Origin of the sequence: Methyloradius palustris, assembly GCF_019703875.1 — a bacterium.
In the GTDB taxonomy this organism is placed as follows: domain Bacteria; phylum Pseudomonadota; class Gammaproteobacteria; order Burkholderiales; family Methylophilaceae; genus Methyloradius; species Methyloradius palustris.
This window is the reverse complement of sequence record NZ_AP024110.1, coordinates 433,516-449,308: the sequence shown is the minus strand read 5'-3', so window position 1 is coordinate 449,308 and position 15,793 is coordinate 433,516. Positions and strand designations below refer to the sequence as shown.

The 15,793-nt window shown below is 46.7% G+C and carries 17 protein-coding genes; 6 read left to right on the top strand and 11 right to left on the bottom strand.

Features of this window, described 5'->3' with window-relative positions; genetic code table 11:
• Positions 1 to 64: 64 nt before the first annotated feature.
• From ZMTM_RS02340 to ZMTM_RS02325, 4 genes are read left to right on the top strand one after another with little or no spacing between them, the layout of a single operon-like run.
• Positions 65 to 751 carry a peptidylprolyl isomerase gene (locus tag ZMTM_RS02340; RefSeq protein WP_318840521.1) on the top strand — a complete coding sequence of 229 codons (687 nt, stop codon included), beginning with the start codon at positions 65 to 67 and terminating at the stop codon, positions 749 to 751.
• Entirely contained in the window at positions 744 to 1,235 is a 492-nt protein-coding gene (locus ZMTM_RS02335; protein WP_221764739.1) for a peptidylprolyl isomerase, read from the top strand. Before ZMTM_RS02340 ends, ZMTM_RS02335 begins: the two co-directional genes overlap by 8 nt.
• A gap of 15 nt (positions 1,236 to 1,250) precedes the next feature.
• A complete protein-coding gene (locus ZMTM_RS02330; RefSeq protein ID WP_221764738.1) occupies positions 1,251 to 2,003 on the top strand; it encodes a UDP-2,3-diacylglucosamine diphosphatase in 753 nt (250 codons plus the stop codon).
• Between the two features lie 15 nt (positions 2,004 to 2,018).
• Complete coding sequence (locus ZMTM_RS02325) at positions 2,019 to 2,306, top strand: (2Fe-2S) ferredoxin domain-containing protein (RefSeq protein WP_221764737.1); 288 nt, start codon at positions 2,019 to 2,021, stop codon at positions 2,304 to 2,306.
• 17 nt (positions 2,307 to 2,323) lie between these two features.
• Here ZMTM_RS02325 and ZMTM_RS02320 read toward each other — a convergent pair whose 3' ends face one another.
• The 9 genes from ZMTM_RS02320 to ZMTM_RS02280 form a co-directional block, all read right to left on the bottom strand.
• Positions 2,324 to 2,896 (bottom strand): hypothetical protein, encoded by a 573-nt coding sequence (locus tag ZMTM_RS02320; RefSeq protein ID WP_221764736.1) that lies wholly within the window; start codon positions 2,894 to 2,896, stop codon positions 2,324 to 2,326.
• A 33-nt stretch (positions 2,897 to 2,929) separates the two neighbouring features.
• Positions 2,930 to 4,561 (bottom strand): GAF and HD-GYP domain-containing protein, encoded by a 1,632-nt coding sequence (locus tag ZMTM_RS02315; protein ID WP_221764735.1) that lies wholly within the window; start codon positions 4,559 to 4,561, stop codon positions 2,930 to 2,932.
• A gap of 110 nt (positions 4,562 to 4,671) precedes the next feature.
• Entirely contained in the window at positions 4,672 to 5,388 is a 717-nt protein-coding gene (locus ZMTM_RS02310) for an FHA domain-containing protein (protein WP_221764734.1), read from the bottom strand.
• 11 nt (positions 5,389 to 5,399) lie between these two features.
• Entirely contained in the window at positions 5,400 to 6,224 is an 825-nt protein-coding gene (locus ZMTM_RS02305) for a Stp1/IreP family PP2C-type Ser/Thr phosphatase (RefSeq protein ID WP_221764733.1), read from the bottom strand.
• A gap of 3 nt (positions 6,225 to 6,227) precedes the next feature.
• Positions 6,228 to 8,753 carry a CHASE2 domain-containing serine/threonine-protein kinase gene (locus ZMTM_RS02300; protein ID WP_221764732.1) on the bottom strand — a complete coding sequence of 842 codons (2,526 nt, stop codon included), beginning with the start codon at positions 8,751 to 8,753 and terminating at the stop codon, positions 6,228 to 6,230.
• Between the two features lie 214 nt (positions 8,754 to 8,967).
• Positions 8,968 to 9,453 carry a transcription antitermination factor NusB gene (gene nusB, locus ZMTM_RS02295; RefSeq protein ID WP_221764731.1) on the bottom strand — a complete coding sequence of 162 codons (486 nt, stop codon included), beginning with the start codon at positions 9,451 to 9,453 and terminating at the stop codon, positions 8,968 to 8,970.
• Entirely contained in the window at positions 9,450 to 9,899 is a 450-nt protein-coding gene (gene ribH / locus ZMTM_RS02290) for a 6,7-dimethyl-8-ribityllumazine synthase (RefSeq protein WP_221764730.1), read from the bottom strand. The genes nusB and ribH overlap by 4 nt, the downstream gene beginning before the upstream one ends.
• A gap of 134 nt (positions 9,900 to 10,033) precedes the next feature.
• Entirely contained in the window at positions 10,034 to 10,600 is a 567-nt protein-coding gene (locus tag ZMTM_RS02285) for a DNA-3-methyladenine glycosylase I (protein ID WP_221764729.1), read from the bottom strand.
• Complete coding sequence (locus tag ZMTM_RS02280; protein WP_221764728.1) at positions 10,601 to 12,259, bottom strand: OFA family MFS transporter; 1,659 nt, start codon at positions 12,257 to 12,259, stop codon at positions 10,601 to 10,603.
• Between the two features lie 242 nt (positions 12,260 to 12,501).
• Here ZMTM_RS02280 and phoB point away from each other — a divergent pair, with 242 nt between their 5' ends.
• Both phoB and phoR read left to right on the top strand, forming a co-directional pair.
• Complete coding sequence (gene phoB, locus ZMTM_RS02275; RefSeq protein ID WP_221764727.1) at positions 12,502 to 13,188, top strand: phosphate regulon transcriptional regulator PhoB; 687 nt, start codon at positions 12,502 to 12,504, stop codon at positions 13,186 to 13,188.
• Between the two features lie 38 nt (positions 13,189 to 13,226).
• A complete protein-coding gene (gene phoR / locus ZMTM_RS02270; RefSeq protein WP_221764726.1) occupies positions 13,227 to 14,549 on the top strand; it encodes a phosphate regulon sensor histidine kinase PhoR in 1,323 nt (440 codons plus the stop codon).
• Position 14,550: 1 nt separating this feature from the next.
• Here the strand turns inward: phoR and ZMTM_RS02265 are convergent, their stop codons facing one another.
• Both ZMTM_RS02265 and ZMTM_RS02260 read right to left on the bottom strand, forming a co-directional pair.
• The gene (locus ZMTM_RS02265; RefSeq protein WP_221764725.1) at positions 14,551 to 14,979 is read right to left on the bottom strand and encodes a hypothetical protein; all 429 of its coding nucleotides are present in this window, start codon (positions 14,977 to 14,979) and stop codon (positions 14,551 to 14,553) included.
• Between the two features lie 537 nt (positions 14,980 to 15,516).
• A complete protein-coding gene (locus tag ZMTM_RS02260) occupies positions 15,517 to 15,792 on the bottom strand; it encodes a hypothetical protein (protein ID WP_221764724.1) in 276 nt (91 codons plus the stop codon).
• Between the last annotated feature and the right edge of the window lies 1 nt (position 15,793).

Here is a 15,793-nt window from a genome sequence, read left to right as displayed (position 1 = left end):
TGGCGATTTAAATATCCCATCAAGTTAAGCGCCTCTACAGTCCAAAGACTGACCGGAGAAAGTAATGCTCTCAAGCCGATTGTTAATACGTAGTTTTTTATTTTCCGCATTTATTAGCGCGATGTTATTTGCATCAGTCGCTAGCGCGGAAGAAGTCATTTCAGGCAAACCACAGGTTGAGTTTCAAACCAATCGTGGCATTTTTGTCGTTGAGCTGTATCCAGATAAAGCCCCTGCCAGTGTGGCTAATTTCTTGAAATACATCGAGCTTGGCTTTTACGACGGCACGATATTTCACCGCACCATTAAGAATTTCGTCGTTCAAGGTGGTGGATTAACCGCAGATATGCTGCAAAAATCCACCTATTCACCGATTGTGAATGAGTCGAATAATGGCTTGAAGAATGAGCCTGGCACGATTGCCATGGCACGCGCTTTTGACCCTGACTCTGCAACGTCACAGTTTTTTATTAATCTGACAGACAACAAGTACCTGAACTTTTATAAACCAGATCCGCATTACATCGGTTATGCAGTATTTGGCAAAGTGATTAAGGGGCTAGATGTATTGCAAGCTATCTCTGCAACACCGACCCAAGTCATTGGTCTTAACAAAAATGTACCAATTGACCCAGTGATTGTGGAACATACAAGGCTTTTAGATATGCCTGTAATGCCAGAATCCCAAAGCAGCAAACCGACTCCAACTGAGATAACTAAACCAAAAGCTAAAGGAAAAAAACGTGGTTAAACTACATACAAATTATGGCGAAATTACGCTTGAACTAGATGCTGAAAAAGCACCTATTACCGTCGCTAATTTTCTTGAATACGTTGAAAGTGGTTTCTATAGCAATACCATATTTCACCGTGTGATTGATGGCTTCATGATTCAAGGCGGTGGTTTTGAGCCTAACATGTCACAGAAACCAACTAATGCAGTCATTAAAAATGAGGCTAATAACGGTCTGCTGAATAAAAAATATACGGTTGCCATGGCGCGTACACCAAGCCCTGATTCAGCCAGCAGCCAGTTCTTTATCAACATTGCTGACAACGATTTCCTCAATTTTACTGCCCCTACTTCACAAGGCTGGGGCTATGCCGTGTTTGGTAAAGTATCTGCAGGTATTGAAGTAGTAGATCAAATCAGGAAAGTGAAAACAGGCAGCAAAAACGGGCATCAGGATGTACCCGTTGAGCCCGTGATTATTGAACGCGCCGAAGTCGTTTAGGCGATTTCGTTTAGCATGAACATCATCGGAGATGAGGCAGACTTTAGTTTGTTCATCTCCGATTTGCATTTGTGTCATACACGCCCTGCTATTACCGCTTTATTTATTGAGTTTCTGCAATCTCAGGCAACACAGGCAAAGTCACTCTATATCCTTGGTGACCTGTTTGAGTATTGGGCAGGTGACGACGATATTGACGACCCACATCATCAGCAAGTAATTGGTGCGATCAAGGTATTAGCCGCCACAACTCCTGTCTATTTCATTCACGGCAACCGTGATTTTTTAATCAGCCATGGCTTTGCCAATGCCTCCAATATTACATTATTAGCTGACCCAACTTTGCTAGAAGTTTATGGAAAACGCCTACTAATCAGCCATGGCGATGAGCTATGCACGGATGACTTGGCCTATCAGGCATTTCGTACTCAGGTAAGAAACCCTGCATGGCAGCAACAATTTATGGCTCAACCACTATCATCCAGAAAGTCGCAGATAGAAGCTTTGAGAATGCGCAGCGAAACAGAAAAATCGCAAAAAAGCGAAGCCATCATGGATGTGAATGATGGCGCTGTGCAAGCATTGTTTAAAGCATATGCCTACCCAGATTTACTCATACATGGCCATACCCATCGCCCAGCTAAACATGTACTGGAGATAGATAGCCATCATTGTGAGCGCTGGGTACTGGGTGACTGGTACGATCAAGGTAGCTGTTTAAGACTTGATGCGGCAGGATGCAGCAATGTGATCCTACATCTCCAGTAGCTCAAAAATAGGCTGATGATGGCGTTAGATAAAAAAGTGATTGTCTGCATCAAGCATAGAACCAGTGCTCACCAGCCCTCTTGCGCAGCAAAAGGCAGCGAGGCCTTGGCGAAACAGATCGAACAGATGATTATAGCAAAGGGCTTAATGCTGAGTGTAGAGCGCTTTAAATGCTTAGGATGTTGTGATCAAGGCATCAATATCAAGCTAGTGCCTGAGGGGCCATTTTTGCATGGCTTGACGCTGGAAAATCTGGATGAGCTTGCAATAGCCTTGGAAAACTTTGCGAATCCAGCTCACTAATACCAAAAACCATTCAGTTATCGCCTGCGCGCACTTTGTTGTTTAGCCATGTAGGCGATAGTCTGCTCTGCGCTGTAGGTTTCATCCTTGGGCTGCTTGAATGCCAGCAACATGAGCCCACCATTCATCAATATAAACATCACTTCTAAATACAGTATTGGGGTCACAATCGCGCGATATGGTGGTGGTGAAAAAATACAGTAGAACCCTTCGAAAGTAGGGATCACTGCATTGGTCATGTTGGAAATATACTCAAATGGCGGAAACAGAAAAACACCTAGTAGATTGACCACAACTAAGATCATAGCGGCTTTACGGAAGCTGAATTTCTTTTTGGCGTTACGCCTTTCGTTCTCAAGCGTCAGCAACCACAACACGCCTAAATTCACCAATACAACGGTGACTTCTAGATAGAGCAGATTATCGTTAACCACCAGATTCAATGTTTTGTGAGATAACGCGAACAAAAATCCAGCGAAAATGGATGCTCCATGACTACTCACCGAGTGATCGTCATAGGGTGGAAACAAAAACACAATCACAAGATTAATGGCGGACAGTGCGACTAATATCTTTTGTGTTTTACTCATGAATTACAACGATGACCTAGATATGGTGATGGTTCAGGCAGGGACTGCATAACCGGGGATTGTCTGCTCATTTACCTCGTCAATCTGGTCTGGCTCCAGAAACTGCTGTGCATATTGCAGATAGATTTTATCGCGTATGAAAAGATCAAATAAATCGGGGTCTATATGATTATCAAGCTTCATCTTGCCAAGAATAAACAGTGATTCGGAAAGCGTTTTGATTTTCTTGTAGGGGCGGTCACGTGAAGTCAGCGCCTCGAAAATGTCAGCAATGCCCATAATGCGGGCGGGTACCGACATTTGTTCACGCTTCAAGCCACGTGGATAGCCTTTACCATCCATACGCTCATGATGGCCGCCTGCGTACTCTGGAACGCGTTGCAAGTCTTTGGGGTATGGCAATGATTCAAGCATATTGATGGTGACATCAATATGGTTATTGATCACAGTACGCTCTTCATTGGTCAAAGTGCCGCGTGCGATATTCAGGTTATATATTTCGTCTTCATTCAGGAACGGAATACGCTCGCCTTCTGCAGAATAAAGTTCGTAAGCACCAATATTGATGACGCGCTGCTGGTCTTCAGGCGTCATGAATTCGCCGCCTAGATTGGCGTTATGCAGAAACTCTTTATCTTCATCCAAGCTTTTCTTAAATGCATTTAGTTCAGACTCTAGAATATCAAAGTCAGCTGCAGCACCAGCTTTCAATAGCGCTAGCTGTTTACGCAGCATTTCGGTTTCGGCTTGCTTTTTCAATAACTCAAAACGCTGATCGACCAAATTGATACGGTCAAATATGCAAGAAAGTTTGGTAGGTTTATCCATGACCGATTCAGGCGTAGTCACTTTACCGCAGTCATGCAGCCAAGCGGCAATGCGTAACTCGTAGATTTCTTTTTCCGTCAGGTTGAATTCACGTAACGGACCCACTTGGGTTTTGCAAGCTGCGTTGGCCAGCATCATGGTCAATTCAGGCACGCGCTGGCAATGTCCACCTGTATAAGGGGATTTTTCATCAATGGCATCTGCAATCAGCTCAATGAAAGACTCAAACAGGTTTTTCAAGCCTTCGATCAAATTATGATTGGTGAGCGCCACAGCGGCTTGAGAAGCAAGAGACTCCACTAACTGCTGATTTTCAGCAGAAAACGGTACTATTTCGCTAGTCACAGGGTCAATCGCATTGATCAATTGAAGTACACCGATGATCTCGTTCTCGTGATTCTTCATCGGGATAGTGAGGAATGATTTAGAACGGTAGCCCATACTCTGGTCAAATTTACGTGTGCCAGAAAAGTCGAAGCCGTCGGCTTCATAAGCATCTTCAATATTCACGGTACGGTCATTGAGCACCGTATAGGCCGCAACCATATTCAGATTGGGGATGCCGTCCTCAAGATATAGTGGCAATGGCGGAAATGGGATATCGTTGCCTGTAGTGCCGCCCATGACGATACCTAATGTCATGGTGCGCATAATCTCAAATTTGAGTCGGCGATCATCAGTGACGGTATAGAGCGTACCGCCATCTGCGTTGGTAATTTCTTTAGCGCCGAGCAATATCATCTCAAGCAAACGCTTATTATTGCGTTCAGCAGATAGTGCGATTCCAATAGCGTTGAGTCGCTCTAATCGCTTAAGTAGCTCTTGCTGCTCAGTCATTAGATTTCCAGAATAACTGTGAAATTACTATTGTCTTATTTTAGGGTGAAGACTCTAAGGTAAAGACAAGCAACCTTAATTAAAACTTAAATATCAAATTCAAGCTGCTATCAAGCTGCGCCTAGATAGAATTCCATTTTCACACTGGCAATCTCAATCACATCATGATCACTCAAAGAGTGGGCCTGCGCCCCTACTGATTGCCCATTAACCACAGGATGTGTTGCACCTTCCACATGGGTAATAAAGTAGCCTTGAGGACGCTTGGTAATCACTGCCACCTGTACGCCAGGCTTGCCCAAAGTAGTCAGCGCCTTGTTAAGCACCAGTTCTTTACCTTGGCTCGGCCCATTCAATACCTGTACGCGACCAACAATGGTTGGTTCAGCTACAGGAGGAGGGACGATAGGCGCTGCCGGGGCTGGAGCAGCAGGTGCGGCCTGAGGTTTGGCAGCCTCTTGCAGTGCAGCTGCTTTCATTGGCCTGATGATCATGGTTTTTTCAAAATCATCTGAACCGCCCAACCCTGTGGGAATAGCTGATTCATTAATGTATTTGAGCTGATATTTACCGAACTCAATCAGGTCTGCATGCTGTAACACATGCTTTTTGATTGTTTTTCCATTCACCAAGGTACCGTTGGTACTACCCAAATCTTCAAGGAAAGAGTCGTTCCCTATTGTGACAATGGTTGCATGCTCACCGCTAACCGCGAGGTTATCAATATGAATATCGTTAGTCGCACGCCTCCCCACGGTGATTTTGTCCTTGTCTAGAGGAAATTCACCCAGAAAAGCCCCGTCCAGTGAAAAAATCAGCTTTGCCATGTTTTACCTTACTATTTTAACCAATTAAAAAAGTTGTTATACCATGTGCGCTCAACGGGAAAAGGCTTCAGCACTTTTACCAGTATGACTGATATGTTGTCTTTACCGCCGTTATCATTTGCCATCTGAATCAATTGATTAGCCGCCAGTTCGAGATTAGCACTTAACGTGCCAAGCGTTTCACTAATTTCTTCATCTGGGACTAAATCGCTCAAACCATCAGAGCACAGCAGGTAAATATCGTCTGGCAGCACATCATGCTCATGTAATTCGAGCTCAACCTCTGGATCTATGCCTAAGGCACGCGTCACCAGATTTTTGTTATTCGAAAACTTCGCCTGCTCAGGTGTAATCAGCCCTGAGTTCAGTTGCTCTTGCAGCAGGGAATGATCCTCAGTGATTTGCACAAGCTCACCCTGACGCAAACGATACATGCGTGAATCACCAATATGGCCTGCAAGCAGTTTGTTATTGGTAAACAAACCAACCACTAAGGTAGTACCCATACCAGCACATTGCGGTTGGCTTTGCGAAACGCTATAGATAGACTCGTTGGCTTTAGCAACGGCATCAATCACCAACTGGCTTTCAGCCTGCATTTCTGAAACCGCATCTACTAGACCAGGCTCCAAAGAGAGCATGCTCTCTTTTAGCTCGGCAACAATCGTTAGCGTGGCAATTTCACTGGCCACTTCACCTGCTTTATAGCCGCCCATACCATCAGCCAAGACCACCAGGCCAAGCTCGATATCGCTGGCAATGGTATCTTCATTATGGTCGCGTCGTTGACCCACGTCGGTGAGGCGCACAATCTCTAAAAACTCCGTCATATTCATGATTTAACCTGCCTCATTCATGCACTGACGAATCTCTGCTGCAATCTCAGCACCGCGTGGATAGCGTTTATCCATATCCTTATCTAACATCTTGTCAATGATGTCACTCAGACATTGTGGTAATTCGGGATTAAGCGTTTTAACGCTTTCATGTGGTTCATTGGCAATTTTATACATCAAGGCAGCCATGGAATCACCCTTGAACGGCAGTTGCCCAGTAGCCATTTGATAGAGCATCACGCCAAGCGAGAACAAGTCTGAACGACCATCCACTTTTTTACCTGCCAATTGCTCTGGAGACATATAGCTGGGCGTACCGAGCACCATGCCAGTTTTGGTTTTGGATGAATCGGTAATGCGGGCAATACCAAAGTCGGTCACTTTTACGCTACTGGTTTCAAGCTCATACATGATGTTGGCGGGCTTGATATCGCGATGCACCACGTTTTGCGTATGCGCATAATCCAGCGCATCTGCGGTTTTAGCGACGATATCCATCACCTTCAACAAAGGCAGCAAATTATCTGGCTTGGTATAAGGGGCAAGGTCTTTACCTTTGAGGAATTCCATGGCGATAAACGCTAGGTCATGCTCTTCACCTGCATCGTACATAGTGACAATGTTCGGGTGATTCAGACGACCAGCCGTCTCAGCTTCGCGGAAGAAGCGCTCTTTTACTTCCTCCAGCTCATCTGGCTCAAACTCTTCTGCAAGCGCCATAGTTTTGATTGCGACTACACGGCCAATTTTCGGGTCTTTACCCAAATACACCACGCCCATTGCGCCCTTGCCCAGCTCTTTCTCGATCTGGTAACGACCAAGCATAGGTTTCTCTACACTGCCATCTTGCAAGATACTTGTGTTGGTACGACCGCCACCAGTGCCGCCCAGAATAACTGTTTCCGCCATCGCCCGTGAACGTGACAAACGCTGTTCAAGGTCTTTGTATTTGGGGTTGTACTCAGCCATATAGGCGAACACATTTTCAGCCTTATTGAACTGGCGCTTGCGCTCAAAATCTAGCGCCAAGCTATACAAGGCATCCATTACGCTTTCTTCCATCGGGCATTTGCGCAGGCGATCAAACGCCATATCCAGCTGACCTTGGCTCTGGAACATCAGTGCGAGATTGCGATTGCTTTCGGCAGAATCCGCTTCAGATTTCTCTTTGCCGCGCTCGGTCATGAGGAAGCGTTTAGTAGTTAACAATGCGTGGCCAACTACAAGCAGTGTTGCAGGGATCATCAACTGCAGCCAGAGGGCTTGCTGAGTCATCAGGTAGAAATGTGTAGCGACTAACAAGGCAAATAATGCCGCAGTAATGCCAGCCGCCATACCAGCTTTTAGTCGCGGCAGAAGTAAAATCAGATAAAGGCTGATGAGTAACCATGCAGTCTTCTCGACCCAAAATGCCCAGCTTGGCGCAACGAAAAAATCTTCGTTCAAGATGCTTGCAACCGAGTGGGCAAGCGTCTCAATTGGGGTCATGCTAGATGAAATCGGTGTTACTTGGCTATCGCCGATGCCACCTGCTGTTGCGCCGATTAAAACAATTTTGTCTTTATATTTTTCAACGGGGATTTTGCCGCTGATGACATCATAAAAAGAGTCTATAGGGAAAGCGGTATGACCATCATGGTTAGCATAGAAAAATGTATTCATTTGCAGAAAACCATCGGTAGCAATATTGAGCTTACCCAGTTTAATGCCCTCACCCAGCTTCACCTGAATGTCAGTATCTTTCAGGTTCAGATATTTTGCAGCAATCTGCAATGACAACGATGGGTAAAATTGATCGTAGTAAGCCAGCACCAGCGGCTCAGAACGAATAGCACCATCAACATCAGGATTTGCATTAAGGTGGCCAATAGCAGCGGCACTTTCGCCGATGATAGCCACTGGTGATAATGCGTTGATGGTTGGTAAAGGCAACAATCCCGACTCTTCTGCGCCGACCTTATCAATAATCTTCGAGAGGCCATTTTTCAGCACATAGTCAGGTAAAGGTTTGTCTGGGTTGCCACGAGGCTCACCGACAACAAATGGCATAGCAATGACCACGCTATCAGCCGCCTTGATACTGGCAGCGAGCGTTGCATCTGTATTCAGGTTGGCTTGCGCATCTTTGAGGATGGAATTCAGCTCGGCTGACTGTGGTAATGCTGATATCTCAGGTGCATTGGCAACAACTTCAGCCAGCTTGTTGATATAACTTAAGCCTGGGTCGATTTGTGGTTCTATGAAAAATACGGTATTACCAATGACTTTGGCATGCGCACCTGCCAACAGATCAATCATTTTGGCATGTACTTCGCGTGACCAAGGCCAACGACCGATATTGGCGATGCTCTGATCATCAATCGCAATAATCGCGATTTTGTCACCTGGGTTTCGAGATGAGGCCTCAACACCCAAGTCGTAAGCTTTACGCTCCAAGCTTTGTAAAATGGCGGTACCGCCAGCGAATAAGAACAGCAGGGAGATGACTAACCCCGCAAACCAATCAGATTTCCAGAAGGTCTTTTTCAAACCCGCTCCCCTTAAATGTACGCCCTAAAATATATAAAACGTATGCTGATAAATACTATTGAACAGTTATTCTGCTTCTTACTTATTTATTCATTTTGCATCTGTTCATTAGATGCCTGATATTACACGCGATTTTTTTCAAAAAGAAGATATTGCACCAAAAGATACAATATTTTATTGTAATTCAAGCATTAACGAGGTTTCAGGATACCAATTACCTGCCATTGTGCCTAAATTCGTCAGGGCGCGCGGCAGCCGCTAATTTATCGAGCACGCCATTCACATATTTGTGACCATCTGTACCGCCATACATTTTGGCAAGCTCAACACCTTCATTAATCGCTACACGGTAGGGAATGCTCGGGTCGAAAATCAGTTCATAGCCTGAGATACACAATACCGCATGTTCAACCGGGCTTAACTCAACCAGCGGACGATCAAGAAATTCTGACACTCGATGATCAAGCTCAGCAAGCTTTTCAGTCACGCCTTCTAACAATTGATGGAAGTAGGCTTCATCAGCTTTTGCCAGGTCAGGGTCATCTGCCAGATCCAGGAACACATGACGAATTGGCGTCTGGTTTAGAAAACTACGATACAAGCCTTTGAGCGCCAATTCACGGGATTTACGACGGCTTTTGCTCGCCTGTTTGGGCTTTGCCGGCTTTGCGTCCGCTGCTTTTTTGTCTAGTTCACTCATAGCTGTTTCAACAGGTTAACCATTTCAATCGCCACTGTAGCGGCTTCTGCACCTTTTACGGCCATACGTTCGATCGCTTGCTCATCATTTTGGGTCGTCAAGATTGCATTCGCTACTGGTACGCCAGTATTGAGTTGCACCTCTGAAATGCCCCGCGCAGATTCGTTTGAAACCACTTCAAAATGATAAGTCTCACCACGAATAATCGCGCCTAGTGCAATCAGGCCATCATAATCTTCAGTATCAGCCAATTGCTGCAGCGCAAGAGGTGTTTCCAGAGCGCCCGGCACAGTTACCAATGTAATATCTTCTTCAGCAACACCTAGCTTGATTAATTCGGCCTCACATGCTGCCAACAAGCCTTCACCTATTTCGCTGTTAAAGCGCGAAAGTACGATACCTATGCGCAAACCACTACCATTTAAATCTTGGGGAATTTCTCTCACTTGTACTCCATTATTTGCTTGATGCGCCCATAGGGACTGGATTGTTAATCCGAGAATAAGGCGAGATTATAGCCGACTGGGCATTGCTTTGAAATGAAGCGATTTATTGAGGTGATTGAGCGATTATTCAGCGCTTAAATCGGCATTAATTCTTTGTAGCGAAAACAATCAACCGAGTGGTCGTTCACCATACCAACTGCCTGCATAAAAGCATAACAAATCGTCGTTCCCACAAATTTGAATCCACGCTTTAACAAGTCTTTTGAGAGTTGGTCTGAAATTACAGTCCTGGCAGGTAGTTGCGTATGTGCCTGCCAATGACTCTGGATTGGCTTGCCATCCAAAAATCGCCAAAGATAGGCATCAAAACTGCCAAACTCGGCCTGTATTTGCAAAAATTTTTGCGCATTATTAATAGTTGAAGCGATCTTCAGGCGATTGCGCACAATGCCCGCATCCGTGAGTAAGGCTTGGCTTTTATCATCGGTATATTGAGCGACTACTGCAGGCTCAAAATCATCAAACACCAACCGATAATGTTCGCGCTTTTTAAGGATGGTTGACCAACTTAACCCTGCCTGTGCGCCTTCAAGAATCAAAAACTCAAACAGCTTGCGGTCGTCATGCACTGGCACACCCCACTCGGTATCGTGATAAACAATATCAAGCGGGGATTTTGGCCATGCACAACGTGTTGTCATTTAATGAAAAAGTATCCAGGCTTTTTGCAAGGTGCTCCAGATACCAAAGCTTATGGGAATCAGCACTAGCAGCCACATGATGACCGCCACTGATTTACCGCCACCTGTACTTGCCCCAGCTTCACCAGCGACGACCACTTTCTCATGGGCGATTTTCTTTTCTTCCGCCAGTTCTTGCGCTGACATGAAGTATTTAGCAGCAACAGGCTTGACTAACAAGTTGGCGATAAAACCGACCACCAGCATGCCTGCGAGCACATAAAACACTGAAGAATAAACCTGGTCGAATGGCACGCCTTTCTCAAGTCGAACATCATGCATATAGTTGACGACTACTGGCCCGAGTACGCCAGCTGTTGACCATGCAGTAAGCAGGCGACCATGAATCGCGCCAACAAACTGTGTACCGAACAGGTCGGCAAGGTAAGCCGGAATCGTCGCAAATCCGCCGCCGTACATGGAAGCGATAATGCAGATACATGCCCCAAACAAGGCCAGCGACTTCGCCCCAGCAGCGAACGCAAGCGCCGTGTAGAGCACAGCACCGAGCACAAAGAAAATGAAGTAAGTCTGCTTGCGGCCAAGTTTGTCAGATGATGATGCCCAGGCGATACGGCCGAAAATATTGAATAATGAGATCAGCCCGACAAACCCTGCTCCCACTGCAGCTGCAGCCGCTGTCATGCCTTCATCTTTCTTAATGTCGGCAAACCCAACGTCTGGCTGATTAATCAAGGCGCCACCGAAAGTCTCCTGCAACATGGGTGCAGCGGCACCGATAATACCGATACTCGCAGATACATTCATGCACAACACCAGCCATAACAACCAGAACTGTGGCGTGCGATGCGCGTTTTTAAGATGCACATGGTTTTGCGCAATCATGCTGTTACTGCTAGTCGCTGGTGGCGTCCAGTTAGCTGGTTTCCAGCCAGATGGCGGCACGCGATAGCTGAGTGAGCCCAGCAACATAAATACAGTATAAATCACCGCGAGAGATACAAATGTCTGCCAGATGCCAGCAGAACCTGGCGCAGCAAAGTGCGCCATCAGCTTGGTAGCGAGCGGTGAGCCTATCATCGCACCACCGCCAAAACCCATAATGGCCATACCAGTCGCCATACCGCGCTTGTCTGGAAACCATTTAATCAGGGTAGATACTGGGGAGATATATCCTAGCCCCAAACCGATGCCACCAATCACGCCCGAGCCCAGCCACATCATCCATAGCTGATGCACATATATACCGTAAGCCGAGATCAGCAAACCGCCACACCAGCACAAAGTAGAGACCAAGCCAGCTTTACGCGGACCTGCACGCTCCAGCCAGCCGCCCCAAAGCGCGGCGGAACAACCGAGCACAACAAAAAACAGGGTGTACATCCAGCCCAGGTCAAACTGCGTCCAGTTACAATCTGTGGCGGTCAAAGCCCTTAATGTTCCCGCAAGCTTGTCCCCAAAAGTGCTCGCACCAGCGGCACAGGTAGCCAGAGCTTTACCATCGGCACCAAGTAGCACGTTGCCCAGCGGTTTCCAGAATACTGAAAAACCATAGGCCATGCCGATACATAGGTGCAAAGCCAATGCAGCGGGGGGAATTAACCAGCGATTAAAATTGGGGGATGCAGTGATGCGTTCTTTGGATAAAAATGATGCCATTACTCTCTCCATTATGGGCAACCAAATTAGGTGAGTTGCCTTATTTTTTAGGGTTCGCGGTTCAAATCAGAATATTAGATTTAGGTCTAATACTGAACACTTGTAACAGAATGTTACCTTAGGATTGCCAATTTAAATAGGCAAAAAAGCAATGACTTAAAAGCTTTTACGCTTTGTCATTAATATGTCATATTAACGTCATATAGTAGGCTGAAACTGCATCCGCAAAAGAGGAAACTAACATGCCAGCTAATATATTAATCGTTGAAGACGAACCAGCCATTCAAGAGTTACTTGCGCTCAATCTCACGCAAGCAGGGCACAACCCGCTGCGTGCACTCAGCGTTGAGCAAGCACAATTGCTGATACGCGAAGCTTTGCCAGATTTGATCATTCTTGACTGGATGTTACCAGGCATGAGCGGTATTGAATTTGCGCGCAAATTAAAATCAGACGAACTCACCAAAACGATTCCTATCATTATGCTTACCGCGCGCGGTGAAGAAATTGATAAAGTGCGCGGCCTGGAAATTGGTGCGGATGACTACGTCACCAAGCCATTCAGCCCACGCGAATTAAATGCCCGCATCAAAGCCGTGCTGCGCCGCCGCGCGCCACAAATGACGGATGACCCGATTGAAGTCAAAGGCCTGCGGCTTGACCCAGTCACACACCGCGTCACTGGCAATGGCGATGTGCTGGACTTAGGCCCGACCGAATTCAGATTGTTGCACTACTTCATGTCTAACCCAGAACGCGTACATTCCAGAACCCAGGTGCTGGACCGCGTGTGGGGTGACCGCGTATTCGTTGAAGATCGCACCGTCGATGTTCACATCCGCCGTTTACGCTTGGCACTGGCAAACTCTGGTCATGAAGATTTAGTGCAAACAGTGCGTGGTGTTGGCTATCGTTTCTCTGCGCACTAGCTCATAATACGCACCCTTAACGTTAGGGATTTCGCCGCGTGCTAGATATTCGCTGGAGAGCCTTCTGGCTCTTTTTTTCTCTTTTACTCATCAGCCTGATTATCTGGGCGTTTGAAAATTTCACGCTTGCCTTGGGCATTTTTACGCTCGGCACCTTGGCTTACCTTGCCAGCCACCTTTACTGGCTGTATCGACTTTCAGAGTGGTACAAAAAACCAGATTTAGCCTCTATCCCTGCAGGCTCAGGCACTTGGGAAGACATTTTCGCCACCATTTATCACGAGCAACGCCGCCACAACCGTAGCCAAAGCCAACTCAGCTCAGTACTAGACCGCTTTCAACACGCTGCCAGCGCCCTGCCCGACGCCGTGGTGTTGCTTGATGCGCGAGACATTATTGAATGGTGCAACCCCAGCGCTGAAAAATTGCTAGGTCTGGCATTAAAATCAGACTCCGGCCAGCCCATCAATTACCTGATGCGTCACACCGAATTTATCGAATATCTGCAGCTGAAAGATTATGCAGACCCCATCAAACTCATTTCCTGGCGCGATCCATCAGTCACGCTTGAACTGCAATTAGTACCATTTGGTGATAACCAGAAATTGTTGATTGGCCGCGATGTCAGCCAACTGGAAAAGCTGGAACACATGCGCCGCGACTTTATTGCCAATGTATCGCACGAACTTCGCACGCCACTGACTGTGGTTGGTGGATTTCTGGAAACACTGATGGATATGGAAGGTGCCGTGCCAGAAAGCACCCGCGGCTACTTTGGCATGATGCAGGAGCAAACTGGCCGCATGCGCCGCCTGATTGAAGATTTGCTGACCTTATCGCAACTCGAAAGCGGCCAGAATATTCCGCCAGACACCGAGATTGATGTGAATTCACTACTCAACATGGTCATGCACGAGGCGCAAAGCCTAAGCAACGGCAAACACCACATCACGCTTGAGGCTGATGCCTCGTTAGGCCTGACAGGAGCCGCTGAAGAACTACACAGCGCATTTGGTAACCTGGTCAGCAATGCAGTGCGCTACACGCCAGAAGGTGGGGAGATTCACATGGTGTGGAAAATGCGCGGCACCGATGCCGCATTCAGCGTGCACGACTCAGGCATAGGCATAGAACAAAAACACATTGATAGACTCACCGAACGCTTTTACCGCGTAGACCGCAGCCGCAGCCGCGAAACTGGCGGCACGGGCCTAGGCTTATCCATCATCAAACACATCCTCACCCGCCACCAGGCTAGACTTGAGATCGAAAGCGAACTCGGCAATGGCAGCACATTCAGCGCAGTATTCCCTAAATCAAGACTAACCCGAAAAACCCCTGCGCTAGCTAATAACCAATAACTCACTGGCTGATAATCGGCTCCAGTGGCTTGGTTTTGAGAATGTAAGGATTTGCTGGCGCTTCTGTTTCAGCATCTTCAGCTTTTAACTTACTACCTTTTTTCTTCTTAGGCTCAGGTTTAGCGACTGAGTTTTGCGGCAATGGCGGATACAAACTCGGCACAGTCTCCACTGAATCACTACGATAAATCACCACAGGCGACTTTTCATTAGGCAAAGGCACCACCAAAGTACGTGGCTCCAGATTTTTAGGCGGCACATAAATGCGCACCCCATTCGGCACGCTAGGCCGAGAACCGGGCGCTGGCAACACAGTAGCCGTATTCGGCACATCGCCCGACAACCCTGAGCTATAACCCAAGCCAGCATCGTCATCTGCCCAAGCAGACAAAGAAACCAGACATCCCATCAAAATAAATAAAGTACGCATTGCACTACCTTAGTCTTTTGATTCAAGTTCAGCAATCTTGAAAAAGCACACCAAACCGCCTCTGATCTTGAGTTTAAGTCACTCCACACGCAAAAACAGATGCCCTGAGAGGCAATATCCATGCGGCTCCCAGAGCATCCACTTTGTCTAGATTTAACTAAATCCCGCCTAACGATACTTAAAATGGATTCCCGTTTCCACGGGAATGACGAACTCAAGGTAGTTTGGATTTTGAAGTTGACCTTAACTCCCCCTCTATCGCGCCGAGCAGCGCAGTCGTCATGGGAGTTTTCGGCGCGCACTGTTTGAGTTCCGCGACAAGCCACGGGTTGTGTGGCTTGTTAGGGCGAGTTGCGCAAGCCGCCCATAAGGACGAGCAGCACAGGGAATAAGCGGTAGTGGGGCAGCTTTTTCTTTGGTTTCTTTCTTTTGGCTGAGCAAAAGAAAGAAACTCGCCTAGAGGCGAAAAGAAATGATGAATACTGCGCAATACCTTTTAGTTATTGCCCCTCAATCGCCACTTCTTTTAGAACAGATTTATCGCCAAAAGGTGTAATCTTCCACAACACATTTCAATTCGCGCTCTTCAAAAGAAATGTGAAGAATTTCATTACTGGTCAAGCTTCCAGAAAGGTCAGATAAGCTCTGATGCCTGATATTTTTACCAACTAACTCTCTTTTGGCTCTATCAGTAATGAGTAGCTGCTTGCATTTCTTGCAATAAAAAAGTTGCCTCTTTTTTCTATCGCATTGCTCATATTCAGATGGTTCGCTACAAAGAGGGCAATTTTCTTGATAAAGACTAATCATCATT